Source organism: Stenotrophomonas maltophilia (assembly GCF_900186865.1).
GTDB lineage: Bacteria > Pseudomonadota > Gammaproteobacteria > Xanthomonadales > Xanthomonadaceae > Stenotrophomonas > Stenotrophomonas maltophilia.
In genome coordinates this window covers 2,898,899-2,924,835 of record NZ_LT906480.1, presented here as the reverse complement: position 1 = coordinate 2,924,835, position 25,937 = coordinate 2,898,899, and the positions used below count along the sequence as shown (strand labels likewise).

Below are 25,937 nucleotides of genomic sequence, written 5' to 3'. Positions count from 1 at the left end.
GGAGCAAGAGCGGCATGGTAGTGCCGGCCGCTGGCCGGCAATCAGCGAAGGTCGGGTTGCCGGCCAGCGGCCGGCACTACCAGAACCCGCTTTTCGAACCTCACCGGCGCGCTGACGTGCCCGCTGCCAGCGTTATCATCAACTCAACCAGTCCTTGCACGCACCATCAACCTGTTCGCCGCACGCCTGCTGCATCCGCTGCTGCAGCCGCGCCAGCGTCTCCGCACCCTGGTGCTTGCCGCTCCACGTCTTCAACTGCCCGGCCAGGCGCTCGAAGCGCTGGCGGGTGCGCTGGTGGTAGCCCGACGGCTGCGCTTCCAGTTCGGCGATCAGTGAGGCGGTGGCCTGCTCGATGCGCGGTGCGTCGTCCGGTGCCAGCTTCAGCAACCCTTCCACGTACAGCACGCCCCACTGCACGCGGGTGGCCGGGCCCTGTGCACCGTCGTAGGCGCGCTTCAACCACTCCAGTGCACCGGCGGTATCGCCGCGCTGCTCGGCCAGTTCGGCCAGCTCGGGCATGTAGTAATACGGCTGTTCGCTGCGCTTCAGCTCGGCCAGCAACAGCGCCTCGGCACCGGCGTCGTCGCCAACCTCGCGCAGCGCATGGACCGCGCTGCTGATCGTGGCCTGGCGCGCATGCGCATCGGTGGCGGCGGCATCGGCAGCGGCCACGCGCTGCTTGACCCGATCAACCAGGGCCGCGGGCAGTGCACCCTTCGGCTGCTGCTGGCGGGCCAGCGATACTTCGGTCAGCGCACGCGACAACGCGTCGTCGGCGCGATCACCGCGCTCGGCATCTGCGCGCTCCAGTGCGACCAGCAGCTGCTGTCCCAGCGTGTTGCTGGTGGCCGGCCCGGCACTGGCCTGCTTGACCAGTTGCACGCCCGCATAGCCCAGCAGCTCCCGGTTGCGGCGCACTTCCGCCGGTTGCGCCAGCACCGCCTGCAGCAGCTCGCGTACTTCGGTGGGCGAGGCATCGGGCTTTTCGGCGGTTGCCAAGGCAAGCAGAGCGAAGCGACGCTGCAGGGCGGCATCCGGTGCCGCCTTGGACAACTGGCGCAGTACGTCCTGGCTCTTGCGCTCGCCGGCGAGGCGGTTGGCGTCCACTTCCCAACCGTAGTCGCCCAGTACCTGCCAGTCTTCGGCGGCCAGGCGGTCCGGCGTCGCCAGCGCGGTGGCCAAGGTGGCGGCAACAGCACTGCGGCGGCCTGCGGCAACGGTCAGTGCCCGGGTCAGTTCGGCGGCGTCGTTGCCGCCGGCCACGCGGGTGATTTCGTTGCGCTGTGGGTCCAGCACGATCAGGGTCGGATAGCCGCGTACGCCGAAGCGTTCGCCCCAGGCCTGCGCACCTTCTTCGTCGCCATCCAGATAGACGGGCACGAATTTGCTGGTCAGCGCGATGAAGGCCGGGTCCTTGAACAGGCCCGCCTTGAGCTGGTTGCACGGTGGGCACCAGACCGCGCCCCAGTACAGCAGCACCGGCTTGCCGCTGTCGGCGGCTTCGGCGAAGGCATCGTCCACATCGCCCTGGCGCCAGGCGATGGCGGACGCCGGCGCGGGTGCCTCAGCGGAGTTGGCGGTGGAAACCGGGGCCGGGGTGCAGGCGCTCAGCGCCGAAGCCAGCAGCAACACGGAAAGCGCGACGCGCATCGGCAGCATCTCGAAGGGCAGGGTGACAGGCCATTGTAGGAACCGCCGGGGAGCCCGCTGATTCAGTTTGCTCATGACGGGCGTGCTGCAGGGCATGACGCCCACCGGGCATTGCCGGGCAACGCCGGGCGGATGCCTTCAGGCCGCTGCCCGCACCATCTGCTGATACACCAACCCATTGAACTCGCCGACGTCACCGTCCAGCGCAAAGCCATAGCGCAGGTAGGTCGGTACTGCATTGAGCGAGGCGCGCACGGTCAGGACCGGCTCGCGCACCTGTGGAAGCACCGCCTCGAACAAAGCATGGCCGATGCCCTGGCCCTGGCAGGCGGGATCGACGAACAGCATCGCAAGGTGCCGACCCTCCTTCAGTTCGATCACGCCGATGACACGGCCGTCCTGCTCGGCCACCAGGATGTGGTTGTCACCGTGCAGGCGCGCGCCGAACGCTTCGGCAGCGGCGACACTGCCGAAGGTGGCGATGCCGGCCGCGCTGAGCGAAGGCGGGACCGCCGCAGTGAACGCGGCCAGGCACACCGCGCTGATCGCAGGCAGGTCATCGACGTGGGCAGGGCGGATCGTCGGCATGCAGTGTTCTTCCGGTAGTGGGCGGCGCGTCATCGTTGCCGCAGGCCTGCACGCTAAGCTGGCGGCATGAGTGATTTCAATCCTGCTTACGCTGCCTTGTTTCCGCAACAGGGCCTGAGCCTGGGCTTGATGACGCCTGTCGCCGCGCATGGACTGGCCGATCCGAATGAGGCGCGGCGCATTGCGCGACTGGCCGATGATCTGGGCTTTGCCGCATTGTGGACGCGTGATGTACCACTGATGGTGCCGCAGGGTCCGGACGCGACAGCAAGCGCGCTGGATGACCCGTTTCTGTGGCTGGGCATGCTGGCTGCCGCGACCGGACGCATCGTGGTCGGCAGCGCGGCCATAGTGCTGCCATTGCGGCAGCCGCTGCAGGTGGCGAAGTCGGCCTTGAGCCTGGACCGGATCAGCGGCGGACGCTTCGTGCTGGGCCTGGGTTCGGGTGACCGCCCGGAAGAGTTCGCCGCCTTCGGCGAGGACCTGGAGGGCAGGGCGGCGACCTTCCGTGCGCATTGGGCATTGTTGCGGGCGGCGTTGTCGCCGGAGGCCGATGAGCGGACCGCCGTGCTGCAGGCGACCGGTGGTTTCGACGTGCTGCCGGCGCCGGCAACCCGCATTCCGATGCTGGTGGTGGGTACCGCGCGGCAGAGCCTGCAGTGGATCGCGCGCGAGGCCGAAGGCTGGGCCACCTATCATCGCGACGAGGCCGCACAGGAAGGGCGCATCGGCCTGTGGCAGCAGGCGCTGGTGCAGCGTGGTGGGCCAGCCAAGCCGTTCGTGCAGTCGATGCTGCTGGATCTGCAGGCCGATCCGCAGGCGCCAGCCGAGCCGCTGCCGCTGGGCCTGAAGGTCGGCCGCGATGGCCTGCGTGACTATCTGCTGCGCGTGCATGCGCAGGGCGTGGCGCACGTGATGTTCAACCTGGTCGACAACGGGCGGCCGATGGACGCGATGCTGCGTGAGATCGGGGAGCAGGTTCTGCCGTACATGCTCCGGTAGGTGTCCACCTGGGTGGACACGTTCCAGCAGTCGAGCACGGCCCGACTCTACATGAGGTTCGCATCTGCGTATCATTCGCATTTGATACCCCGATGCCGGAGCTTCGCGTGACCCAACGTTCCCCCATGCAACCGACCGGCCGTCTGTTCGCCGCGGTCGCTTTCATCGAGGCTGTGACCTGGGCCGGCCTGCTCATCGGCATGTGGATGAAGTACGGCCCAATGGCCAGCGTGGCGCTGGTGAAGCTGTTCGGGCCGCTGCACGGCGTGGCCTTCCTGGTCTATGTGGCAGTCACCCTGTTTGCGGCGGTGCGCCTGCGCTGGCCGTGGTGGGCCAGCGCCCTGGCGCTGCTGGCGGCGATCCCGCCGCTGGTGACGCTGCCGCTGGAGTGGTGGTTCAAGCGCCGTGGCCTGCTGGGCCTGCGTGCGATGCGCTGAACCCACTGTTGCGCGCCCATTCAAGAGAATGGGTATCAAATGCAAATACGAGCCGTTATCATTTAAGGGTGGCGTCCGGTCCTGAGCAGGGCCGGTGCCGGGCGGGGTGCGCAGGCGTGCCCGGCCATCCTTTCCTGTTACGGCTGGTGTTCCATGCACGCACGTCCCGTCGTTCCCGGCTTGCCGGCGCTGGTGTTGGCTGCCCTGATCGGCACCATGGCGATGATGTCCTTCGTCGCCGTGATCGGCCCGGTGGTCCGCATGCTCGGCTTGTCCGAGTGGCATGCCGGCCTGTCGGTCACCGCCGCAGGCGTGTTGTGGATGCTGGCCGCGCGCCCCTGGGGCCAGCTCAGCGACCGCATCGGCCGCAAGCGCGTGCTGATGCTGGCGATGAGTGCCTATACGGCGGTCTACATCGCACTGGCGGTGTTCATCGACGTCGCCCTGCAGGCGGTGCCGCCGGTACTGGTGTCGGTGCTGGTGCTGGTGGGCGCGCGCGGCTTGATCGGGCTGTTCTACGCGGCCGTGCCGCCCACGGCCGCTGCGCTGATTGCCGACAAGGCACCGACCGGGCAGCGCGCCAGTTTCCTAGCCCGGCTGGGCAGTGCCAACGCGCTGGGCATGGTACTGGGTCCGGCCGCTGCCGGCTGGCTGGCCTATACCAATCTTTCGCTGGCGCTGTACGTGGCCGCGTTGCTGCCGTTGCTGGCACTGGCATTGCTGGCCTGGCGGCTGCCGGCTACACCACCGGTGGTGGGCGCGTCCGCACAGCGCCGCACGCCGATGAGCCGTCTCGACGCGCGCCTGCGCCTGCCGCAGCTGGCAGCGTTCATCGCGATGGTCTCGGTGACCATCGCGCAGGTCACGGTCGGCTTCTTCGCGATTGATCGCCTGGGCCTGGATGCGGCGGCCGGTGCACGCATGGCCGGCATCGCACTTACCGCCGTTGGTGTCGGCCTGATCCTGGCGCAGGCGCTGGTGATGAAGCTGGAGGTGCATCCACGCCGTTGGATCGTCCTTGGCGCCCTGATTTCCGGCATTGGCTTTGCTTCGGTGGCGGGCGTGCAGCAGGGCTGGCAGTTGCCGGCGGCGTACGCGCCGGCTGCGTTTGGCATGGGCTTCGTATTCCCCTCGTTCCAGGCGCTGGCCGCCGATGCGGTGGAGGCGCACGAGCAGGGCGCCGCCGCCGGCACCGTCGCTGCCGCGCAGGGGCTGGGCATGGTGGCCGGGCCGATGCTCGGCACGCTGTTGTATCGCGGCGGGCCGAGCCTGCCTTACCTGCTGGTCGGTGCGCTGCTGCTGTTGCTGTGCGCGCTGGCTGCAGCGCATCGGACGAAGGAGACCCCATGAACGATTCCCTGATGCAGGGCGCGTGGCCGGAGGCTGCGTCAGCGTCACTGGACAGCACCGACGACGCGTCGCTGTTCCTGCTGCAGCATGCCGGCCAGCACGTGCATGCACGCGGCTGCCGCGCCACGCTGCCGGCCGGTGCACTGGCGACATTGGCAGAACGCGTCTCGGCGTTCTTTGCCCGGCAGCGTGGCGGCCCGGGCCTGCTGGTTGGCGCAGTGCCGTTCGAACCGCGTGCGGACGATGCGCTATTCCAGCCCGAGCGCCTGCTGCCGGCGCTGGCACTGCAGCCGCAGGCCGCACCGCCGCTGGACGGTGCCCTGAAGGCCGAGCCTGCGCCGCAGGACTATGCGTCAGCGGTTGCCGCGGCGGTGCAGGTACTGCGCGCGCCCGAACTGAACCTCCAGAAGGTGGTGCTGGCGCGCAGCCTGCTGGCACGCACCCGCCAGGCGCTGTCTCCGGACGTGCTGCTGGCACGCCTGGGCGCAGATCCGTCGGTGGCGACCTACGCGGTGCCGTTGCCGGTGGAGTTGGGCCAGGCGCCGGCCTGGCTGGTGGGGGCGACGCCGGAACTGCTGCTGCGCAAGCGCGGCGCCGAGCTGTTGTCGCATCCGCTGGCGGGTTCCGCGCGGCGCAGTGCCGATGCCGCCGAGGACGAGCGCGCCGCGCAGGCGCTGCTGGCCTCGAACAAGGACCATGACGAGCACCGCCACGTGGTCGAGGCCATCGTCGAGGGCCTGGCGCCGTACTGCAGCCATGTCGATGCACAGCCGCGCCCGGTGCTGCATGCCACCGCCAGCATGTGGCACCTGGGCACCCGCATCCACGCCACCCTGAAGGATCCGCAGACGTCTGCCGCCGAACTGCTGGCGCAGCTGCACCCCACGCCGACAGTCTGCGGTACGCCACGGTTGGCGGCGCTGCAGCGCATCCGCGAGCTGGAACCGGTGCCGCGCGGCTTCTACGCCGGTGCCGTGGGCTGGTTGGACGCGCAGGGTGACGGCGACTGGTACGTGGCGATCCGCTGCGCGCGCCTGCAGGGCACGCAGCTGCGCCTGTATGCCGGTGCCGGCATCGTCGCCGAGTCACACCCCGAGGCCGAGGTGGCCGAAACCGCAGCGAAGTTCGCTGCCCTGTTGAACGCGCTGGGTGTCCATGAATCCGCGCCCGCCATCGAGCCTGCCGCATGAGTACCTCCACTGACTCTTCCCGCCTGCCGCTGCAGCAGGTGTGGCCCGACGCGCTGGTGGCGCGCTATCGCGAAGCCGGTCACTGGCGTGGCGAGACCTTCCCGGGTTTCCTGCGCGAGCGTGCAGAACGCTATGCCGATGACATCGCGGTGGTCGCCGGCGACGTACGCCTGAGCTATGCGCAGCTGTGGCATGAGGCAGGCCGCATCGGTGCGGGCCTGCTGGCGCTCGGCCTGCAGCCTGGCGAACGGGTGCTGGTGCAGCTGGGCAATACCGCCGGGTTCATCACCACGGTCTGCGGCCTGTTCCGCGCCGGCCTGGTGCCGGTGTATGCGTTGCCGGCGCACCGCATCACCGAGCTGGTGCACTTCGCCAACAAGGCGGAAGCCAGTGCCTACATCACCACCACACTGCACGATGGCTTCGATCATCGCGGGTTGGCAAGGGCGCTGCAGGCCGAAGTGCCGGCGGTTCGCCATGTGGTGATCGACGGCGATGCAGCGGAGTTCATCGCGCTGGAGGCACTGCAGGGCGATCGCAGCCAGCTGCCGTCCGATCCGGACCCGCAGTCGGTGGCGTTCCTGCAGATTTCCGGAGGCAGCACCGGGCTGTCCAAGCTGATTCCGCGCACCCACGACGACTACATCTACTCGTTCCGCGCCAGCAATGACCTCTGCGGCATCGACCGCGACAGCGTCTATCTGGTCGCGCTGCCGGCCGCGCACAATTTCCCGATGAGCTCGCCCGGTTTCTTCGGCGCGCTGTATGCCGGTGCCCGCGTGGTGCTCAGCCCCGGCCCCGGGCCGGATGCGGCCTTCCCGCTGATCGCCCGCGAACGGGTGACCTGCTGCGGGCTGGTGCCGCCGCTGGCGCTGCTGTGGGCTCAGGCCGCGGCTACGAGCAAGCACGACCTGTCCAGCCTGCAGGTACTGCAGGTAGGCGGCGCCAAACTGGTGCCGGAAGCCGCACGGCGGGTGATCGACGGCCTTGGCTGCACGCTGCACCAGGTGTTCGGCATGGCCGAAGGCCTGGTCAACTACACGCGGCTGGATGATCCGGAGGAACTGATCGTGGCCTGCCAGGGCCGGCCGATCAGCCCGGATGACGAAGTGCGCGTGGTCGATGACCATGACCAGCCGGTGGCCGAAGGCGAGGTGGGGCATCTGCTCACCCGTGGCCCGTACACCATCCGTGGCTACCACAACGATGCGGTGGCCAATGCGCGCTCGTTCACCGACGACGGCTTCTATCGCACCGGCGACCGTGTGCAGCAGCTGCCCGGAGGCTACCTGGTGGTGCAGGGCCGCGCGGGTGACCACATCAACCGAGCCGGCGAGAAGATCTCCGCCGAAGAGATTGAAGATCATCTGCTGGCCCACCCCGGCGTGTTCGACGCCGCCGTGGTCTCCATTCCCGATGAGTATCTGGGTGAGCGCAGCTGCGCCTTCGTGATTCCGCAGGGCGAACCGTTCAAGGCGCCGGCTCTGAAATCCTGGATGCGCGGGCGCGGCCTGGCGGCGTTCAAGGTGCCGGACCAGATCGTGTTCGTCGACAGCTTCGATACCACCGCGGTCGGCAAGATCAGCCGCCGCGAACTGCGCGCGCAGTTGCGTGCGCGTCATCTGCAACAGACAGGAGGAACGCGCTGATGGCGCTGCCCCGTATCACCGATTACCCCTTGCCGACCGCCGCCGAACTGCCGCAGGCACGCGGCCCGTGGCGCCCGCAGCGCGATCGTGTCGCCTTGCTGGTGCACGACATGCAGCGCTACTTCCTGGCCGCATTCGACGCCGGCAATGCACCGCTGCGGCCGGCCGTGGACAACATCGCACGCCTGCTGGCGCATTGCCGCGCGCACGGTATTCCGGTGTTCTACACCGCCCAGCATGGCGACCAGGACCGCCGTGACCGTGGCCTGCAGGCCGACCTGTGGGGACCGGGCATGCGCCGCAGTGCCGACCACGAACCGATCATCGAAGCACTGGCACCGCAGCCGGGCGAGCACGTGCTGGTGAAGCATCGCTACAGCGCATTCCAGCGCAGCAACCTGGAAACGCTTATGCGGGTGCGTGGACGCGACCAGCTGCTGGTGACCGGCGTTTACGCCCATATCGGCTGCACCGCGACCGTGGTCGAGGCGTTCCAGCGTGATATCGAGGCCTTCATCGCCGCCGATGCGGTGGCGGACTTCTCGCGCGCCGACCACGATCAGGCGCTGCACTGGATCGCGCGCACCAGCGGGGTGCCGATGACCACCGACCAGCTGCTGGAGGTGCTGTGATGGCTGCCACCGGTGAGGTGCTGGATCTGGAGCGGATGCGTGCCGATGTGGCGCGCGTTCTGGAGTGCGCGCCGGCCGAGATCGGTGACGACGACAACCTGATCGACCTGGACCTGGACTCGATGCGCATGCTGGGCCTGGTCCTGGCCTGGGGCAACACCGGCCTGCCGCTGGAGTTCTCGCAGTTGGCCGAACACACCACGCTGCGCCAGTGGTGGAACGTGGTGCAGACGCTGCAGGCCGCGCAGAACGCATGAACGCCGCTGCGCTGGCCACGCCGGTGGCATTGACCGAGGCCCAGGCTGGACTGTGGTTCGCACAGCGGTTGGCACCGGACAACCCGTCATTCAATACCGCGCACGCGGTGTGGATCGATGGCCCGCTGGACGTGACCGCGTTCGTTGCAGCGGCAGACCAGGCTGCGTTCGAAGCCCAGGCCTTTGCGCTGCGCTTTGCCGAAGGGGCCGATGGCCAGCCGCTGCAGTGGTACGACCCGGCACACGTGCCGCTGCTTTCGGTGCGTGATGTTTCCGCCGAAGCGGATGCTGCCGCTGCGGCACGCAGCCTGATGCACGCCGACCGGCTGAGCCCGGTCGACCCCGCCCGCGACCGGATCAGCCAACAGATGCTGCTTGAGCTGGGCGGGCAGCGCTGGGTCTGGTACCTGCGGGTGCATCATCTGGGGGCTGATGGCTATGGCATGGCGCTGTTCACCGATCGCGTGTGCGCGTTGTACGCCGGCCGCATGGGTGAGCCACTGCCGGGGCTGGCGGGCGTGCTGGCCGATGATGCCGCTTATCGTGCCGATCCGCGCCGCGCGCTGGCCGGGCAGTGGTGGCGTGAGCACATGCAGGGCGCACCGGCAGGCGTGGGCCTGGCCGGCACGCTCGCGGCCAGTGACGACGCGCTGCGCTGGGTGCAGCCGCTCGATGCGGCCTTCCGTGAGCAGCTGCTGCAGGCCTCGGTGCGTTGGCTGCAGCCCTGGCCGGATGTGCTGGCCGCGTTGTCGGCCGAGTACCTGCGGCGGATGAGCGCGGCCGATGAAGTGGTGCTGGGCGTGCCCTACATGGGGCGGCTCGGCAACGCGTCGGCGCGGGTGCCGGCGATGGTGATGAATGTGTTGCCGCTGCGCGTAGCGGCCGGCGAGGGCAGCGTCGAGGCCTTCACCCGCGGCCTGGGCCGGAAGCTCAGCCAGGGGCGCAAGCACGGCCGTTACCGCGGTGAGCAGCTGCGCCGGGACCTGGGCCTGGTCGGCGCGCAGCAGCGCCTGCACGGTCCGCTGGTGAATGTGCAGCCGTTCTACAAGGCGTTGACGCTGGCCGACGTGCAGGCGACGCTGCAGGTGCTGTGCACCGGGCCGGTGGATGACCTGACGCTGGGCTTCCGTGGCGATGGCCAGGCGCTGCTGGATGTGGAGATCGAGGCCAATCCCGCGCTGTACAGTCGCGAGGATGTCGAGGCGCACGCGGCGCGGCTGCTGCATTTCGTATCGGCGGCGCTGCAGGCTGACGATATCGCAGCCGTGCCCCTGGCGACGCCCAAGGAGGCGCAGCAGGTGCTGCAGGAATTCAATGCCACCGCGCACGCGCTGCCGGAGACGACCCTGGTCGAGCTGCTGCAGCAGGGCATGGATCGGGACCCACACGCGCCTGCGCTGGTGTTCGGCGACGCTGCTTTGGATTACGCAACGCTGGAAGCGCGCAGTTTCGCGCTGGCGGCGCAGCTGCGGGCGATGGATGTCGGCCCGGGCAGCGTGGTGGCGGTGGCATTGCCGCGCTCGCTGGAGCTGGTGATCGCGCTGGTCGCAGTGCTGCGTGCAGGCGCGGCCTACCTGCCGCTGGACCTTGCCCATCCCGACGAGCGCCTTGCGCGTATTCTCGCCTCGGCGCAGCCGGTGTGCGTACTGGCTGCGTCCGAGGTTTCGGCGCGCATGGCTGGCGTACCGATGCTCGCGCCGGAACAGTGGACCGCGCTGAGCTTCGCCGCGCCGTGGGCCGATCCGGCTCCCGGCGATGCGGCCTATGTGATCTACACCTCCGGTTCGACCGGAGAGCCGAAGGGCGTGGTCATCGAACACCGTGCCATCGTCAACCGCCTGCTGTGGATGCGCGAGCACTACGGCATCCGCACCGATGACCGCGTGCTGCAGAAGACCCCGGCAACCTTCGATGTCTCGGTCTGGGAGTTCTTCCTGCCGCTGCTGTGTGGAGCCACGCTGGTGGTCGCCGGGCCGGACGCGCATCGTGATCCTACCGAACTGGCGCGCTTGATCCGTGGGCATGGCATCACCACGGCGCATTTCGTGCCGTCGATGCTCGATGCCTTCCTCGCCTCACCAGCCTCCGAGGGCCTGCAGCTGCGCCGCGTGTTCACCAGTGGCGAAGCGCTGGATGCCGCGTTGCGCGACCGCTTCCACGCGCGTGTGCACGCAGAACTGCATAACCTGTATGGCCCGACCGAAGCTGCGGTGGATGTCAGCTACTGGCCGGCGTCGGCGCAGGATCGCTCGCGGCCGGTGCCGATCGGGTTCCCGGTCTGGAACACCCGCCTGTACGTGCTGGACGCCCGGATGCAGCCGGTGCCGGTCGGTGTGGCCGGTGACCTGTACCTGGGTGGCGTACAACTGGCACGTGGCTATCTGGGTCGCGATGACCTGACCGCCGAACGCTTCCTGGCCGATCCTTTCCTGGCGGGCGAGCGCATCTACCGCACCGGCGACGTGGCGCGCTGGCGCCGCGATGGTGCGGTGGAGTATCTGGGCCGCAGCGACCATCAGGTGAAACTGCGCGGCCTGCGCATCGAGCTGGGCGAGATCGAGGCGGCACTGCGCGAGCTGCCTGGCATGGAGCGGGTGGAAGTGCTGCTGCGCCAGGACGCGCCGGGTGATGCCCGGCTGGTGGCCTATGTGCCAGCGGCGCTTGCCGATGCCGTGACGCTGCGCAGCCACCTGGCCACGCGCGTGCCGGACTATATGGTGCCCTCGGCATTCGTCGGCGTGGACCACTGGCCGGTGACCGCCAACGGCAAGCTCGACCGCAACGCGTTGCCGAAACCAACACAATTTGAAATTGCCGGCTTGGCGCCGCGCACGCCGTTGGAACAGGAACTGGCGTTGCTGTTTGCCCAGGCACTCGGGCGTGAAGTGCCAGTTGCGGTGGATGCGGATTTCTTCAGTCTCGGCGGTGACTCGCTGTCGGCGGTGCACCTGCTGCTGGCCATCGAGCAGCGCTGGCGCTGCGATCTGGGTCTGGGTGCCTTGTTCGCGCAGCCCACCGTGGCCGCGCTGGCGGTTCGCATTGCCGAGCCGCCCGCGCTGGCCGATCACGCGTTGGGGCCAGTGATCGCGCTGGCCGCGACCGACGCTGCCGGGCCCACGCCGCTGTTCGTGCTGCATCCGGCCGGTGGCATCGCCTGGAACTACCGCACCCTGGCCCGGGCACTGCAGCCGGCACGCCCGGTGTATGGCCTGCAGTCGCCGGCACTGGATGCGCGGCAGCCGCTGCCGAGCAGCATCGAGGCGATGGCCAACGACTACGTGCAGCGCGTGGTCGCATTGCAGCCGAAGGGGCCGGTGCATCTGCTGGGCTGGTCGGTGGGTGGCATCCTCGCCCAGGCGATGGCGGTGCGCCTGCATGAGATCGGCCGCGAGGTCGGCGAGCTGGTACTGCTGGACGCTTATCCCAGCGAGTGCTGGCGGGCCGAGCCGGAACCCGATGCCATCGCTGCATTGCGGGCACTGCTGGCGATTGCCGGCCACGATCCGGATGCGCATCCGGAACTGGACAGCCGTGAACGCATTCTCGCGTTCCTGCGACGTGGTGGCAGTGCACTCGGCAGCCTGCCGGATGTGGTGCTCGACGGCGTGGTGCGCGCGGTGACCGGCACCAATCGATTGATCCGCGAACACATCCACCAACCGTTCGACGGCACGCTGGTGCACGTCCGCGCAGGCCGGGATCACCAGGCGCGACCACAGCTGCAGTCGGCGTTGTGGCGGACCCACGCGCGCAAGGTGCAGGCCTTGGAACTGCCGTTCCTGCACGCCGAGCTGACCGGCCGCGATGCGGTGGCGCAGCTGGCGCCGTGGTTGTCGGCGCGGTTGCGCCAATGGGACGAGCAACAGGAGATCGCAACATGCAGTTGACCGGTTTTGATGGCCGCGTGGCGTTGGTGACCGGTGCCGCCGGCGGCATCGGCGAGGCACTGGTACGGCTGTTGGTCGAGGCCGGTTGCATCGCAGTGGCGACTGATCGCGAGGCACCCATGTTCGCGGATGCACGTGTGCAGGCGTTTGCTCTTGACGTGACCGACAGTGCGGCCGTCGACGCCTTGGTGGATCAGGTCGAATCCAACATCGGGCCGATCACGCTGGCGGCCAGCGTGGCCGGTGTGCTGCATGTGGGCGGCGTGACCGAGACCGGCGATGACGACTGGCGCCGGGTGTTCGCGGTGAACACCGACGGCGTGTTCCATGTCGGGCGTGCCTTGGCGCGGGTGATGTCGCCGCGCGGGCAGGGCGCGATGGTCACCGTCAGCTCGAATGCGGCCGGTGTGCCGCGGCATGGCATGGCGGCGTATGCCGCGTCCAAGGCCGCCGCCACGATGTTCACCCGCTGCCTCGGGTTGGAACTGGCGCCGCTGGGCATCCGCTGCAACATCGTCGCCCCGGGGTCCACGTTGACCCCGATGCAGACCGGCATGTGGCAGGACGAGCGCGGTGCCGAGCGGGTAATCGCCGGTAACCTGGAGACCTACAAGGCCGGCATTCCACTGCGCAAGCTGGCCACCCCCGAGGACATCGCGCACTCGGTGATGTTCCTGCTCTCCGACCAGGCCGGGCACGTGGCGATGAGCGACCTGTACGTCGACGGCGGCGCCACCCTGCGCGGCTGAGCCCCGACCGCCGCCTGCCGGCAGTGGTAGTGCCGGCCGCTGGCCGGCAACCCACAGCTCCGGTAGTGCCGGCCGCTGGCCGACAATCCATGGCCCCGGTAGTGCCGGCCGCTGGCCGGCAATCCATAGCCCCGGTAGTGCCGGCCGCTGGCCGGCAACCCACAGCTCCGGTAGTGCCGGCCGCTGGCCGGCAACCTCATTCAACTTCAGACATCTCCCAACCTCCATCGAGGCATGGCCCGACAGCCAACGCGCAATGATCGACCCACCATGGCGCATGAGCAGCCATCGCCTCCGTCTGGGCCGTCACTCGATCATCGGCCAGTCCTACGTTCTGACAACCACGACACACCAGCGCCGCCGGCTCTTTGAAAGCGAAGCTGCAGCAGCATGTGTAATCGACCAGTTCCACTACATCGAACAGCGCGGGCTCGTACAGTCACACGCATGGGTCGTCATGCCGGATCACGTCCACTGGATGTTCGAGCTGCGCGCAGCTCACCTTCCCGACATCGCGCGCCGGATGAAATCGTCGAGCGCGCTCGCCCTGAATCGCCTGGTGGGGCGTCGATGTACGGTCTGGCAGTCTGGCTACTTTGATCATGCCGTGAGGGCCGAGGAGTCGCTGGCGCAGCAAGCGCTGTACATCCTGGGGAATCCGGTGCGCGCCGGTCTTGCTGGGCAGATTGGCGAGTATCCGTATGCATGGTCGGTCTGGTTGTGATGCCGGCCAGCGGCCGGCACTACCAGTGAATGTTCAGCGCAGCCATTCGCTGTTCAGCGCCGCTTGCGCGCGTCTTGGCCGTGGTCGGCCTGGTTGTGATGCCGGCCAGCGGCCGGCACTACCACAGCAAAGGCGAAGCGCAGCGCAGATTGCGTTCCGGCGCACAGAGCAGCCTCGATGGTAGTGCCGGCCGCTGGCCGGCAACCCCATGACCCGCGCGAAGATGCATAGCTGCCGGCCAGCGGCCGGCACTACCAGTCAATGTTCAGCGCGGCCATTCGCTGTTCAGCGCCGCTTGCGCGCGCTTCGGCCGTGGTCGGTCCGGTTTGATGCCGGCCAGCGGCCGGCATCACCAATTGGTGTTCAGCGCGGCTTGCGTGTCCGCTTCGGCTTCGCGGTATCTGCACCGCTGGCGGCGCCGTCCTGCAGCGCCTGCAGCCACGACAACGTATCCACATAGTCGATGAAGTGCCGCAGGTAGCCGGGACTGGTGGCCTGCATCGTGTCCAGCATGCGCTGCACCAGCACCGCCGAGTTCAGCGGGCCGCCGTCGGCCGGGGCCTCGGTGCGCAGTGAGCGGCGCACCTGCAGTTCGCTGCGCAGCTCCGACCACTCGCGCTGCACCTGCTGCAGCATCGGCACCTGCGGGTAATGCGGCAGCGAGCGCGACCCCGCATCGAGGTCGCGCACCAGTGCGCGCAGGCCTTCCAGCGCTGGCGGCTTACTTGGCATGCGGGGCCCTGGGCTTGGGAATCGGCGCGATTTCCACGCGGCGGTTGCGTGCGCGGCCTTCCTCATTGGCATTGGAACTGACCGGCTGCTCGCTGCCGAACGCGGCGGCGAACACGGCGTCAGCCGGTACGCCATCGGCGATCAGGGTGCGGGTCACGGTCAGCGAGCGCTGCGCGGACAGCTCCCAGTTGTCGGCGAAACGCCGGTTGCCTTCGCGTACCGGCGCGTCATCGGTGAAGCCGCTGACCATCAGGATTTCTTCGCGGCTGCCCAGGTAGGCGGCCAGCGGCGCGGCCAGGCTGCGCAGCAGCTCCTGGCCTTCCGGCTGCAGCTGGTCGGAGTTCAGCGCGAACAGCACGCTGCCGCTGATGCCGATGCGTCCATCGACCAGCGTCACGCGGCCGGCGGCCAGCGGTCCAGCCAGCGCCTGTTCCAGCGTCTGCAGGCGCTTGGCTTCGGCCTGGCGCTGTTTTACTTCCTGGTCCAGCCGCTGCGACAGCTCCAGCTGCACCGCGACCACACCGACCAGTATCAGCACGAACGCGCCCAGCAGCACCGACATCAGGTCGCCGAAGGCGGCCCAGATCGGGGCGTGCGAACCGCCATCGACCTCCAGCTCGTCGCTCATGCGCTACCGGCCTTGCCGCGGCGCGTGGCCAGCTGCTGCAGTTCTTCCATCACCTGCTTCTGCGACAGCAGGCTGAGGTCGACCACCTCGCGTGCCTGCGCCACGTAGTAGGCCAGCTGCTCGTCGCTGCGGGCCAGCGAGGCATCCAGTGCGCCGCCAATCTGTTCCAGGCGGCCGGACAGCTCGGTGGAGGCGCTGCCGAACTGCGCGACCGCTTCGCCGAAGCTGCTGGCCAGCTGTCCGACGTCGCCCGCGCTGCCGTGGAGCGCTGCGGCAATGCCATCCAGCTTGCCGGTCTCGGCGGCGATATGGTCGGTGAAGCGGTTGCCGACGCGTTCCAGCAGCTCGGCCGAGCCACCGACCAGTGCGTCCACAGCGGTGCGCTGTTCGTGCGAGGCGTGGTTGATCGCATCCAGCAGGGTCTGCACGGTGGCCAGCAGGCGTCCGCGTTCCTCCAGCATCGCGTTGTCACGCACCAGGCTCTCGGACAGCGTACTGCGCAGCTCGTTGATGACGTCGGCAGCGGCCTTGGGCGCGGCGGCGGCGGTCTGCAGCAGGGTGGACACTTCGGCCAGCGTGGCGCTGGCCTGTGCGCGACCGTTCTCGCCGATCTGCTGTGCGGTCTCCGCCAGCGTGTCGCAGACGCGCTGCTGCTGCGCGGCCAGGCGTTCGCCATTGGCCTGCAGGCGCTCGGCCAGCTCGGTGGAAACGTGCTGCAGAGCATCGCTCCAGCGCTGCAGGCGCTGTTCGTCGCCGGCCTGCAGCTGCGCCTGCAGGGCGGCGTGGGCCTGCTGCAACTCGGCGCTGACCGCGTCCCAGCGCGCCTGGCGTTGCTGCTCGCGGCTGTCCAGGCTGGCCTGCAGTTCGGCGTGCGCGGTCGCGGCGGTGGCCTGCGCTGCCTGCCACTGCTGCGAACGCTGCAGTTCGTGGTCCTGCAGCAGCGACTGGCTGGCGCTGTGCTGCTGCTCCAGTGCCTGCAGCAGCGCCTGCGCACGCGCGTCCAGATGCTCGCTGGCGGCGATCAACGCCTGCTGCTGGCGCTCGACCAGCGCGCTGTTCAGGGCCTGCTGCTGTTCGGCGGCAGCACGCAAGGCCTCCGCATTGTCCTGTGCATCGGCCTGCAGGCGCTCGCCGATACGTGTGACCAGCGCTTCGGCATGCGTGGCCTGGCCATCGCTGAAGGCCTGCAGGTGCTGGCGCAGGTCGCTCACCAGTGCCTGCTGTGCCTGGGTCTGTTCACTCACCACCTTGGCCCAGCTGGCCTCGGTGGCGACGCGACTGCGTTCGAAACCGTCGCTCAGGCCGGCCAGCTGCTGCTGCACGGCCTGCTCGACGCGGGCATGCAGTGCTTCGCCGTGATGGGCCAGGCCAGCCAGGGTGGTCTCGGCCATCGGCTGCAGCGCGCCACCGATGGCGGCGGCGCTGGCTTCGGCGCCTTCGCGCAGCGACTGCTGCAGCGAGACCGCCAGGCGCTCCTGCAGCGCCTGGCTCTGGGTCAGGAACTCGGCCTGGCCGGCCAGCAGGCGCTCATTGGCAGCGGCACTGTGCTGTTCAAAGGTGCTGGTCATCGCCTGCAGGCGGTCGACCAGCGCCGGCAGCGCCGCGGACTGTGCCTGCAGCAGGCGCAGCGACTCGGCGCGCTGCCAGGCCTGCGAGTACGGATGCAGGTCGCCGGAAATGGCGCGATCCAGCTGCTGCACGGCCTGCAGGCGGTCACGACGCAGCAGCGCCGCCAGCAGGCCGAGCATGGCCGAGCTGGCCACACCGGCGATCGAGGTGCCGAATGCCACCGCCAGGCCCTGCACCGGCGAGGCCAGCGAGCCGCGGATCGCGGCCATGTCGGTCGCGCTCTGCAGGGCCAGTCCGGTGCCACGCAGCGTGTCCATCATGCCCAGCAGGGTGCCGAGCATGCCCAGCAGCACCAGCAGGCCGACCAGGTAAGGGGTCAGCACCGGAGCGGGCAGGGCGGTACGCTCGCCTTCCACGCGCAGGCGCACGGCGTTGCGCAGGCCTGCCGGCACGCGCTCCAGCCAGGGAGCGAGGCTCTCCTTCGCACTGGACAGGTCGTTCAGTGCACTGCGCAGGCCGTTGCTGGCCTGGCGGTAGCGGTACAGCTCCACGCCACCGGCGATGTAGCAGGCCGCGATGATCGCCGCCACCGCTGCACCCAGCGGATGCACCGAAACATAGCCAATGCCGATCCAGCACACGGCCAGCAGGCCGACAAGGAAAACAACGACATGGAAAGCAGTTCTGGACATGGTGTTCCGGTTAGTGGGAGCGCAGGGCGTCTTGCAGCCCTTCGATCGGGTGGAAGCGCAGCTGCAGCTCGGCGAGCAGCAGGGTGCGCATGTCATGGCGGAAGGCCGCGCGCCAGCCGGGCTGGCCGTGCACGCGTTCAAAACGGGCGCCGAGCACGGCCGGCGCAGTGGCCAGCAGGCTGTGCTCGCGCGGGGTGAGGGTCTGTTCCATCACCGCGTCGACCTCGGCCAGCCGCGCCAGCTCGGGCGAAACCTGCACCAGCTGGTCGCGCAGGCGGCCGCGCAGGCGCCCGGTGGCGGTCTGGATGGCCTGCTGCAGTACCCGGTAGCGCTGGCGCAGCGAGGCGAAGTTGGGTGCAGCGGCAGCTTCGGCCAGATCCAGCAGGCGCTCGGCCTCGGCGTCCTCACTGATCGAGGCCAGCAGGCTGGTGTGCGCCTGGACGCAGTCGGCCAGCACATCCTCGACGGCTTCGGCGGCTTCACCGGGCTCGGGCAAGCGTCCGCCGAGCGCCCCGGACAGGGCCACGGCACGGCTCCAGTCCACCCACTGGCCGAGCCGATCGGTCAGGGCGGGACTGCTGGCCGGCATCGCGCCGTCGCTGAGACGGGCGAGCAGGCGGAGGAATTCCGGTCCACCCAGGACCGGCTGCGCTGCTTTCGCCATCAAGGGGTGAGGGGCCAAAAACCATTGATTTTACAACCAGATGACCTTGGCTGGATGAAGGCGGGGCCGGGGGAGGGGACCCGCGGGCGCGACAAGGCTTAGAATGACCGGCTGCACCCATCCCGTTCGACCCCTGGAGTACCCAATGACTGTTGCGCAGTTCTACCCGATCGGCACCCCCGGACAGCCCTGGGGCGACGCGGAACGCGCACAGTGGCGGGCCCGCCAGCAGCGCCAGCGCAGCTACCACGATGACGTTGTGGCAGCGCTCGAGCGCCTGGACGACAGCTTCGATGTGATCCAGTACGGCCAGCTGGACTATGCGCCGGACCATTACCCGCTGTTCGCCGTGGTCAACCACGACTGGAACCCGGCGCTGCCGACCGCACTGATCACCGGTGGCGTGCATGGCTACGAGACCAGCGGCGTGCATGGCGCCCTGCAGTTCCTGGAACAGCAGGCTGAGCGTTACCTGGGCCGGCTGAACCTGATCGTGGCACCGTGCGTCAGCCCGTGGGGCTACGAACGCATCCAGCGCTGGAACCCGGATGCCATCGACCCCAACCGCAGCTTCCGTGACGGCGGCCAGATCGAGGAAGCGGCCGCGCTGATGGCCTGGGTGGCCGAGCGCAAACCGAACCTGCTGGTGCACCTGGACCTGCACGAGACCACCGACAGCGACCTGCACGAGTTCGATCCGGCGCGCTGCGCCCGCGACGGCAAGCCGTTCGAGCGCGACACCATTCCGGATGGCTTCTACGTGATCGGCAACAGCGAAGACCCGCAGGCCGAGTTCCAGAAGGCCCTGATCGCTGCGGTCGCGCCAGTCACCCATATCGCCCCGGCCGACGCCGAGGGCAACCTGGTCGGCTTGCCGCTGCAGTCACCGGGCGTGGCGTGGGGTGAGTCGCGGTCGATCGGCGCCTGCGCCGGCTTCACCGACGCGCGCTTTGCCACCACCACCGAGGTCTACCCGGACAGCCCGCGCACCAACCCGCAGGAGTGCAACGACGCCCAGGTGGCGGCGGTGTGTGCGGGTCTGGATTTCGCCCTGGCGGCGCAGTAACGCGCCACGTTCCGGGCAGCGACCGGCATCAACCGGCGCCGTTCTTTGGCTGGCGAGGTGGCCACAGCCGGCGAAGCCGACGCGCGGCAGCCGGCGAAGACATCCAGATCGGGCTGGTACACCGTGCTGTTGACCCCGAACAGGCCCAGCAGTGAGTGGAAGACATTGTCGTGGCTGTGCGCCCGGTGCAGGGCAATCCCGCGCAGGCAGGCCAGGTCCACGCCCGCGTTGCGGCTGAACTCCGGTGAGAACCACATCACCATCGGCACCTGGGTCTGCTCGCGCGGCGCGATGAAGTAAGGCGTGCCGTGAAGGTACATGCCACGTTCGCCGAGCGACTCGCCATGGTCTGACACATAGATCAGCGCGACATCACGCTGGTCCGAATAGCCCTGCAGCAGGTCGATGGTCCTGCCAAGCATGCGGTCGGTGTGGACCAGGGTGTTGTCATAGGTGTTGACCAGCGCCTCGTTGCTGCACTGCTGGATCTGGTTGCTGTCGCAGGTCGGACTGAATGCCCGCGACTGTGCCGGGTAGCGTTCGAAGTAGGTCGGGCCGTGGCTGCCAAGCTGGTGCAGCACGACCAGGGCGTCACCGTTCATGGCGTCAATGCGTGTACCGAGCTGATGCAGCAGCACCTCGTCATAGCAGGTGCCGTCGGCATTGACACATTGGCCGGCCACCTTCAGCGCGGGCATGTCCTCGGTCGGCACGCGTTCGCACACGCCTTTGCAGCCACCGTTGTTGTTGTTGCGCCAGAGCACGCTGATGCCCGTGCGCTGCAGGATGTCGAGCACGTTCTCCTCGGTCGCTGCGCGTACATCGTCATACTGGCGGCGGGTCATCTGCGAGAACATGCAAGGCACCGAGATCGCCGTTGCGGTTCCGCATGAGGAAACATCACTGAAGCTGATGACGCCTTCCTTGCGCGATAGCCGGGGATTGGTCGCGCGTGGGTAGCCGTTGAGCTGGAAGTTCTGTGATCGCGCGGTCTCGCCGACGACCATGACCACAAGCTTCGGACGCGGGCCCGGTACGCGCCGTGCGTCCATGCCGATCGGGCGCAAGGGTTGCTGGCGGGCGCTGTAGAGGCCTTTCAGATAACCGTGGGTATGGCGCACGACATTCAACGGCAGCACCTGGTCACGGAGATAGCGGTTGTTGCGCAGCAGCGAGGAGTAGTCCTTGTAGAACGCGAAGCCGATTGCCAGCAGTACCAGCAATGACGCCAGAGCGCTGGCCGGCCACACCAGCAGCGAACGTATCGAGCCGGCCCCGCTGGTGGTGCGCACCAGGGCGAGCCCGGCAGCAGGCAGCACGCCCAGCGCCAGCAGGGTCAACAGTAGTGGCAGCGACAGATAGGCGTTCAGTTCGGCCTGGTTGGTCTCGAACACGTTCTGCACCATGCTGCGATCGATCAGCACGTTGTAGTGCAGCATGAAGTAGCTGCAGGCGGCGCTGACGACAACGAGCAGCACCAGCAGCGGCCTGCGCAGGAATGGCAGTGCCAGCAGTGGCGTCAGCATCAGGTTGAACAGGCAGAACAGCACCACCGGCAGGCTGGCCAGGAACAGCACGCTGCGCACGCTGTTGAGGTCGACCAGCCCCCACAGCGTCTTCCAGAGGGCGATGTTTCCAATCGTGGTGAAGAACAGTGCGACGGCCCAGACCAGAACGATCGGATGGGGCCGTGGAAAACGGCGGCATTGACGCACGAGCAGGTTCCGTGGAGCGGGAGTGCGCGCAGTATCGAAACCGCTTTATCAGGAAGTTGTCAGGTTGGGCGGACTAGCCCAGCAGGATCACGCCCCACACCGCGCCCACCATCAACAGTGCGGTGGTCTGCGCGGCGCTGCCCATATCCTTGGCGTTCTTTGACAGGGGATGCTGTTCCAGGGAGATGCGATCAACCACCGCTTCGATCGCCGAGTTGAGCAGTTCCACCAGCAGGCTGATGAAGCAGACCGCAAGCACTATCGCGCGCTCGACCGCGCTGATGTCCAGTACGAACGCTGCAATGATCAACAGCGCGTGCAGAAGCAGCAGCTGGCGAAAGGCAGCCTCGCCGCGGAAGGTGGCGACGAAGCCATCACGCGAATGGATGAGGGTGTGGAAGATGCGGCTCAGGCCGGTCTTCCCATGCGGGTACTTGCCGCTGTCCTTGGGGTGCTGCATGCGGTTTCCGCCGTGAAGTGAGCAATCCCCAGCATGTGCACGCGTGCGTCAGGAAATCGTCAGAGGGGCCACTCCAGGCTGAACCGGCATCCCTGCTGCGATGAATGCACCGTCATCCTCCAACCCAGGTGCTCGACGATGCGCTGCACGATCGACAACCCCAGCCCCTCGCCGCTGTGCACGCTACCGGGCACGAAGCGCTGGAACAGCTGTGGATCGATACTGGAGGGCAGGCCGGGCCCCGTGTCGGCGACGATGAGTGCGGCGTCGTGGAGGGTGATCCGGACTTCGCCGCTTTCGGTGTACTGGCAGGCGTTGCGCAGAAGGTTCCAGATCACGCTGTGCGCAAGATCCGCGTTGGTGTGCAGCACGGTGTCATGCCGGGCATCAAACGCAACGATCACCGGCTTGCCGGAAAGCCAGGGCTGGCAGCGATCCATGCAGCATTCAACCAGCGCACGCAGGGCCACCTCGTTGCGTGGCACGGTGCTGGGGGCGCGAGAGAGCAGCAGCAGGCAGGTCAGCTGGCGCTGCATCTCCTGGGTGGTGCGCAGGATGCGCTCGGCACTGGGAACCAGGTGGCTGTCGGCCGGAAGCTGGCAGGCCAGCGTCTCGGCAGCACCACCGATGATGGCCAGGGGCGTGCGCAGCTCGTGGCTGGCATCGCCGCTGAAGCACTGTTCGCGATGCAGGAACCGTTCGAGCTCGTCACTATGGCGGGCAAAGGCGCGCGCGAGCACGCCGATCTCATCGCGTGCGTCCTGGTAGGGAAAGGGCTTGTGGCCGTCCTGCACCGCATCGGCCAATCGTGTGATGGGCGCGATGACGTGGGTCGCGACCTTGCGACCGATCAGGAAGGCGCCAAGCACGCAGATCGAAATGACCAGTGCCGCAAAGGCATTGATCAGGTATTCCAGATAGCCATAGGGGGCTGCGTCCTGCAGTAGGTAGTAACGTTGGCCGGCACTGTCGAACACGCGCAGGTGCCACTCGTTGGGTGCTGCTTCGCCGTGATATCCCGGGCCATATTGGCGCAGCACGACAGGCACGTCCTGGGCATCGAACAGTGCGCTGCCGGAGGGCAGGTCGGGACGCCGACCACGGGCGAGTTCGTCCTGCAGGCGGCGTACTTCATTGTCCTGGGTCCGCGCGACGACAGCGGCCCGGACCTGGTCGTAGTCCACCTGTTCGGCCAGTACGATGAAGCCCATGGCACCGGCCATCAACAGCACGAACGAGATCGTGATGCGGGTGCGCAGGCTCAGGCGGCGGTAGAGGGAGGCACGGGTCACGCCTGCATGCGCCAGCCGACGCTGTGCACCGTGGTGATCAGCGCGGTGTCGAAGCTGCGGTCCACCTGCAGGCGCAGCTCATGGATGTGGGTTCGCAGCGCGCCGCTGTCCGGTGGCTCGTCGCCCCAGACCAGGTACTCCATTTCCTGCTTGCGCACCACGGCCGGCGCCGCACGCACCAGGCACATCAGCAACTTGTGCGACGTGGGCGTCAGCGCAATGCAGCGGCCTTGCCGCCAGGCTTGTGGCGAGCGCGTGTCCACCTGCAGGTCCTTCCACGCCAGCACGCTCTGGACCTGGCGACCCTGCGCCCGTCGTACCAGGGCCTTGATCCGCGCATCCAGTTCCGTCAGCGAGAACGGTTTGACCAGATAGTCATCCGCGCCCAGGGCCAGGCCCTGCACGCGGTCTTCGACCGGATCGCGCGCGGTCAGCATCAGGATCGGCACCGGGTTCTGGAACTCCTGGCGCAGCTTCTGGCACAGCGTCATGCCGTCCAGCCGCGGCAGCATCAGGTCCAGCAGGATGGCGTCGTAGTCGTCTTGCGTGGCCCGGCGCAGTCCGCTGGCGCCGTCGCGGGCGTCGTCCAGGACGTAGCCCAGCGGTTCAAAGAAGGCATACAGGTTGGCCACCAGCTCGGGGTTGTCTTCGATGATCAGCAGGCGGGTCATGGCATGCGTCCTTGCGCGTGGCCGAACTCTGCCCGATCGCTGGCCGAATGCCAATGCCCTTGCTGAATGGATCGCGGCCTGGGTTCGGCCCCATCAAGCGACGTTCAATCGGCCGGGCTGCGTGAATCGCGGACCGAGTAGATCACCGAGAAGATCTTCCAGCCCTGTTCGGTGCGGATCAGCTGCCACATTTCCTTGCCCCAGTTGGTCTTCACCCCATCGTCGTGGAAGCTGTAGTCAAACGAGACCGAAGCCACATCACCATCCGTCTCGATCTTCGTGTTGGAGAACTTCTCTTCCTTCGGCTTCGGCGAGGCCACCGCCCCGTCGATCAGCGCGATGAAGTTGTTTGCAGGAATCTGCCGTGCCTTGATTGCATCGGGCTTGGCCTTGCGGATGTCCTGCAGGCGCACGTCCTCGGAAACGAACTGCCAGCCGATGTCTTCTGGTTTGTCCGAGAAGAACAGGCCCATGTAGGTCGGCTTGTCCTTGTTGATCAGCGAGGTGCGGAACGCTTCGACCACCTGTTCGATCGCCTTGACGTCGGCGGGGGCATTCTGCGTGGCGTAGGCCGGCAGCCACGCCGGAAGCAACAGGGCGAGGGCGACGAAGCGTGCGCGTGCGTTGGGCATCATGGTGTCCTGAAGAGGAGTGAAGTGGCGCGGGCGCATCACCGCGCGTAGGTTCGCCAGAAGAGCACGTGGTCTTCGGCCCTGTTGATGGCCACGAAGACTGATTTTCCGGATTCGGGCGCGCAGCGAAAGACGCGGTACGACGACTTGAGCGTCCCGTCGCCCGGCCACCAGTATCGATCGAACGCAACAGGATCGCTGTTACTGAATGTCGTTGCCTGGCAATCCGCAGGCAGCTGCAGTAGTACCGCAGGGGGCTTGGTGAAGGCCAGCGCGCTGGTGTTCGAGTCGAGGTCGTGCACCTCGCGCAGGTCGGTCGCCTCGTGGGGCACCCAGCCGGGAATCCATCCCTTGTTCACCATGTCGGAGTCAAGCGCCTCGCGCAGAGTGTCGAACGAACTGTCCATCACCAGGCCGCAGGCGCATAGCACCGTGCAGGCCGCCAATGGAAAGGCAGATCGCAACTTGATCCAGGTGGTGGGTGGAAACATGGTTCCTGTTGCCCCGAGGAATGCCGTCCGACTATCGGGTCAGTGCGTCGAACAGGCGATTGCGGTCCGCATCGCTCATCGACCAGCTCTGCCCGAGCGGGGCCATGCGCACGGATTCGGTCTGGCCGCATGCCCGGTACTGCCAGGTTTCCGAGCCATCGGGCTGGGCGGCCACGTCGATGCCGTCCAGGCGCGCGCACTGCAGCCGGGCCAGCACCATCGGTGCAAAGTGCAGCATGTAGTGCTGCACCCGGTCGGCCGGCATTGCCGTGCCGGAAGGCAGCGGGTGGGCCGGGCCGTACTCGGCGAGGAGGCCAACGCAGGTCGCTGCGGCGGACAAGGTATTGCGGCCGAAGGCGCGGGAGGCATCCCGCTCCACGCTCTTTCCCAGAATCTTGCCTTCCTTGCTGCTGGCATAGGCCTCGGCGGCCTGCAGTTGCGCGGCGTCGAGTGTCGACAGCCAGTGCTTGCGGCCCTCCTGCAACTGCAGTTCCAGGCCGGGCAGGCTCTTCTGGCAGCGCGCGGCGATCGCCTGTGTCTGCACGAAATCCTGCCCACGATCACCCGGTGGTGCGGCCGCTGTTGCCGCCGCTGGGGCAACAGCCAGGGCCATGCAGGCGATCACCAGATTCCGTCCCATTCCATTGCGCATCCTGCACCCCATGGAGAGTTTGACGGCGCACGCTAGCACGGATGCCGGGCGCCGCAACAGACCCGCTTGTCGAGGTTTGACGTTGAAGAAGGTCTGCGCGGATGATGCGCGGGCGCGCGGCGCAGGAGGGGATCTGTCAATGAGGACACTGATGTGGGGGTTTGCCGGCCTGTTCGTGGCGTACGTTGCCAGTTGCTCGGCGATCTCAGCGTGGCATTCCCACGCGCTTGCCTCGGTCCCGGTCGGGGCGAGCAGGGCCGAGGTACTGCGGGCGCTGGGGCACCCTGACGTGGTGGAGCACGCCGGTGTTCCCTTTGCGCGCTATGCGAGCAGTGGATGCAGTGGTCGCTGTGCGCAGCGATGGTGGTATGAGAACCGGCTGGGCCTGGATACCGAAGCCTGGTCGGTAGAGCTGGATGCTTCCGATCGCGTGCTCGCAACGTCGCGCTGGACATCACCGTAGAAGACCGCGACGAGCGCATGCGCATCCACCGTCCTTTCATATTTATCGCAAGCCTGGCCCTGATGGCGTGGTGCACGTTGATGGGCATACTGGTG

At 67.9% G+C, this 25,937-nt stretch carries 24 protein-coding genes; 11 read left to right on the top strand and 13 right to left on the bottom strand.

Annotation, left to right across the window (positions count from 1 at the left end):
* Positions 1 to 138: 138 nt before the first annotated feature.
* Entirely contained in the window at positions 139 to 1,659 is a 1,521-nt protein-coding gene (locus CKW06_RS13965; RefSeq protein ID WP_038646095.1) for a thioredoxin family protein, read from the bottom strand.
* A 129-nt stretch (positions 1,660 to 1,788) separates the two neighbouring features.
* A complete protein-coding gene (locus CKW06_RS13960; RefSeq protein ID WP_024958579.1) occupies positions 1,789 to 2,238 on the bottom strand; it encodes a GNAT family N-acetyltransferase in 450 nt (149 codons plus the stop codon).
* A gap of 66 nt (positions 2,239 to 2,304) precedes the next feature.
* On the opposite strand from CKW06_RS13960, the gene CKW06_RS13955 reads away from it, so the two are divergent.
* The 10 genes from CKW06_RS13955 to CKW06_RS13910 all read left to right on the top strand — a co-directional run bounded on the left by CKW06_RS13955 (position 2,305) and on the right by CKW06_RS13910 (position 14,115).
* The gene (locus CKW06_RS13955) at positions 2,305 to 3,240 is read left to right on the top strand and encodes a TIGR03571 family LLM class oxidoreductase (protein ID WP_024958580.1); all 936 of its coding nucleotides are present in this window, start codon (positions 2,305 to 2,307) and stop codon (positions 3,238 to 3,240) included.
* A gap of 125 nt (positions 3,241 to 3,365) precedes the next feature.
* On the top strand, positions 3,366 to 3,677 hold the full coding sequence (locus CKW06_RS13950; RefSeq protein ID WP_024958581.1) for a DUF3817 domain-containing protein: 312 nt from the start codon (positions 3,366 to 3,368) through the stop codon (positions 3,675 to 3,677).
* A gap of 153 nt (positions 3,678 to 3,830) precedes the next feature.
* Positions 3,831 to 5,027 (top strand): MFS transporter, encoded by a 1,197-nt coding sequence (locus CKW06_RS13945; protein WP_024958582.1) that lies wholly within the window; start codon positions 3,831 to 3,833, stop codon positions 5,025 to 5,027.
* Complete coding sequence (locus tag CKW06_RS13940) at positions 5,024 to 6,217, top strand: isochorismate synthase (protein ID WP_024958583.1); 1,194 nt, start codon at positions 5,024 to 5,026, stop codon at positions 6,215 to 6,217. The genes CKW06_RS13945 and CKW06_RS13940 overlap by 4 nt, the downstream gene beginning before the upstream one ends.
* A complete protein-coding gene (locus CKW06_RS13935) occupies positions 6,214 to 7,866 on the top strand; it encodes a (2,3-dihydroxybenzoyl)adenylate synthase (protein WP_024958584.1) in 1,653 nt (550 codons plus the stop codon). Before CKW06_RS13940 ends, CKW06_RS13935 begins: the two co-directional genes overlap by 4 nt.
* The gene (locus CKW06_RS13930; RefSeq protein ID WP_024958585.1) at positions 7,866 to 8,498 is read left to right on the top strand and encodes an isochorismatase family protein; all 633 of its coding nucleotides are present in this window, start codon (positions 7,866 to 7,868) and stop codon (positions 8,496 to 8,498) included. Before CKW06_RS13935 ends, CKW06_RS13930 begins: the two co-directional genes overlap by 1 nt.
* Complete coding sequence (locus tag CKW06_RS13925) at positions 8,498 to 8,755, top strand: phosphopantetheine-binding protein (RefSeq protein WP_024958586.1); 258 nt, start codon at positions 8,498 to 8,500, stop codon at positions 8,753 to 8,755. The genes CKW06_RS13930 and CKW06_RS13925 overlap by 1 nt, the downstream gene beginning before the upstream one ends.
* Complete coding sequence (locus CKW06_RS13920; RefSeq protein ID WP_024958587.1) at positions 8,752 to 12,642, top strand: enterobactin synthase subunit F; 3,891 nt, start codon at positions 8,752 to 8,754, stop codon at positions 12,640 to 12,642. Before CKW06_RS13925 ends, CKW06_RS13920 begins: the two co-directional genes overlap by 4 nt.
* Positions 12,633 to 13,391 (top strand): 2,3-dihydro-2,3-dihydroxybenzoate dehydrogenase, encoded by a 759-nt coding sequence (locus CKW06_RS13915; RefSeq protein ID WP_024958588.1) that lies wholly within the window; start codon positions 12,633 to 12,635, stop codon positions 13,389 to 13,391. The genes CKW06_RS13920 and CKW06_RS13915 overlap by 10 nt, the downstream gene beginning before the upstream one ends.
* A 277-nt stretch (positions 13,392 to 13,668) precedes the next feature.
* Entirely contained in the window at positions 13,669 to 14,115 is a 447-nt protein-coding gene (locus tag CKW06_RS13910) for an REP-associated tyrosine transposase (protein ID WP_024958589.1), read from the top strand.
* A 363-nt stretch (positions 14,116 to 14,478) separates the two neighbouring features.
* Here the strand turns inward: CKW06_RS13910 and CKW06_RS13900 are convergent, their stop codons facing one another.
* The 4 genes from CKW06_RS13900 to CKW06_RS13885 are packed head-to-tail and all read right to left on the bottom strand — an operon-like array spanning position 14,479 to position 18,400.
* On the bottom strand, positions 14,479 to 14,913 hold the full coding sequence (locus tag CKW06_RS13900; RefSeq protein WP_076738475.1) for a DUF2894 domain-containing protein: 435 nt from the start codon (positions 14,911 to 14,913) through the stop codon (positions 14,479 to 14,481).
* On the bottom strand, positions 14,837 to 15,475 hold the full coding sequence (locus tag CKW06_RS13895) for an OmpA family protein (protein ID WP_024958591.1): 639 nt from the start codon (positions 15,473 to 15,475) through the stop codon (positions 14,837 to 14,839). Before CKW06_RS13895 ends, CKW06_RS13900 begins: the two co-directional genes overlap by 77 nt.
* Positions 15,472 to 17,736 (bottom strand): DUF802 domain-containing protein, encoded by a 2,265-nt coding sequence (locus CKW06_RS13890; protein ID WP_024958592.1) that lies wholly within the window; start codon positions 17,734 to 17,736, stop codon positions 15,472 to 15,474. The genes CKW06_RS13895 and CKW06_RS13890 overlap by 4 nt, the downstream gene beginning before the upstream one ends.
* 10 nt (positions 17,737 to 17,746) lie before the next feature.
* Positions 17,747 to 18,400: a DUF3348 family protein gene (locus CKW06_RS13885; RefSeq protein ID WP_024958593.1), complete on the bottom strand. Its 654-nt coding sequence runs from the start codon at positions 18,398 to 18,400 to the stop codon at positions 17,747 to 17,749.
* A 145-nt stretch (positions 18,401 to 18,545) separates the two neighbouring features.
* On the opposite strand from CKW06_RS13885, the gene CKW06_RS13880 reads away from it, so the two are divergent.
* The gene (locus CKW06_RS13880) at positions 18,546 to 19,466 is read left to right on the top strand and encodes a M14 family metallopeptidase (protein ID WP_024958594.1); all 921 of its coding nucleotides are present in this window, start codon (positions 18,546 to 18,548) and stop codon (positions 19,464 to 19,466) included.
* Here the strand turns inward: CKW06_RS13880 and eptA are convergent.
* From eptA to CKW06_RS13845, 7 genes are all read right to left on the bottom strand, one after another.
* The gene (gene eptA / locus CKW06_RS13875; RefSeq protein ID WP_024958595.1) at positions 19,370 to 21,181 is read right to left on the bottom strand and encodes a phosphoethanolamine transferase EptA; all 1,812 of its coding nucleotides are present in this window, start codon (positions 21,179 to 21,181) and stop codon (positions 19,370 to 19,372) included. The two genes, CKW06_RS13880 and eptA, sit on opposite strands and share 97 nt — an antisense overlap.
* Positions 21,182 to 21,254: 73 nt before the next feature.
* Complete coding sequence (locus CKW06_RS13870; protein WP_005409934.1) at positions 21,255 to 21,641, bottom strand: diacylglycerol kinase; 387 nt, start codon at positions 21,639 to 21,641, stop codon at positions 21,255 to 21,257.
* 59 nt (positions 21,642 to 21,700) lie between these two features.
* Complete coding sequence (locus CKW06_RS13865) at positions 21,701 to 22,933, bottom strand: sensor histidine kinase (protein ID WP_024958596.1); 1,233 nt, start codon at positions 22,931 to 22,933, stop codon at positions 21,701 to 21,703.
* Positions 22,930 to 23,604 (bottom strand): response regulator transcription factor, encoded by a 675-nt coding sequence (locus CKW06_RS13860; RefSeq protein ID WP_012480497.1) that lies wholly within the window; start codon positions 23,602 to 23,604, stop codon positions 22,930 to 22,932. The genes CKW06_RS13865 and CKW06_RS13860 overlap by 4 nt, the downstream gene beginning before the upstream one ends.
* A gap of 104 nt (positions 23,605 to 23,708) precedes the next feature.
* Positions 23,709 to 24,239, bottom strand: a complete 531-nt coding sequence (locus CKW06_RS13855; protein ID WP_024958597.1) for a Cif family virulence factor — start codon at positions 24,237 to 24,239, stop codon at positions 23,709 to 23,711.
* Between the two features lie 35 nt (positions 24,240 to 24,274).
* Positions 24,275 to 24,727: a YbbD-related protein gene (locus tag CKW06_RS13850; protein WP_024958598.1), complete on the bottom strand. Its 453-nt coding sequence runs from the start codon at positions 24,725 to 24,727 to the stop codon at positions 24,275 to 24,277.
* Positions 24,728 to 24,758: 31 nt separating this feature from the next.
* Positions 24,759 to 25,367, bottom strand: a complete 609-nt coding sequence (locus CKW06_RS13845) for a hypothetical protein (protein WP_005413686.1) — start codon at positions 25,365 to 25,367, stop codon at positions 24,759 to 24,761.
* Positions 25,368 to 25,937 lie beyond the last annotated feature (570 nt).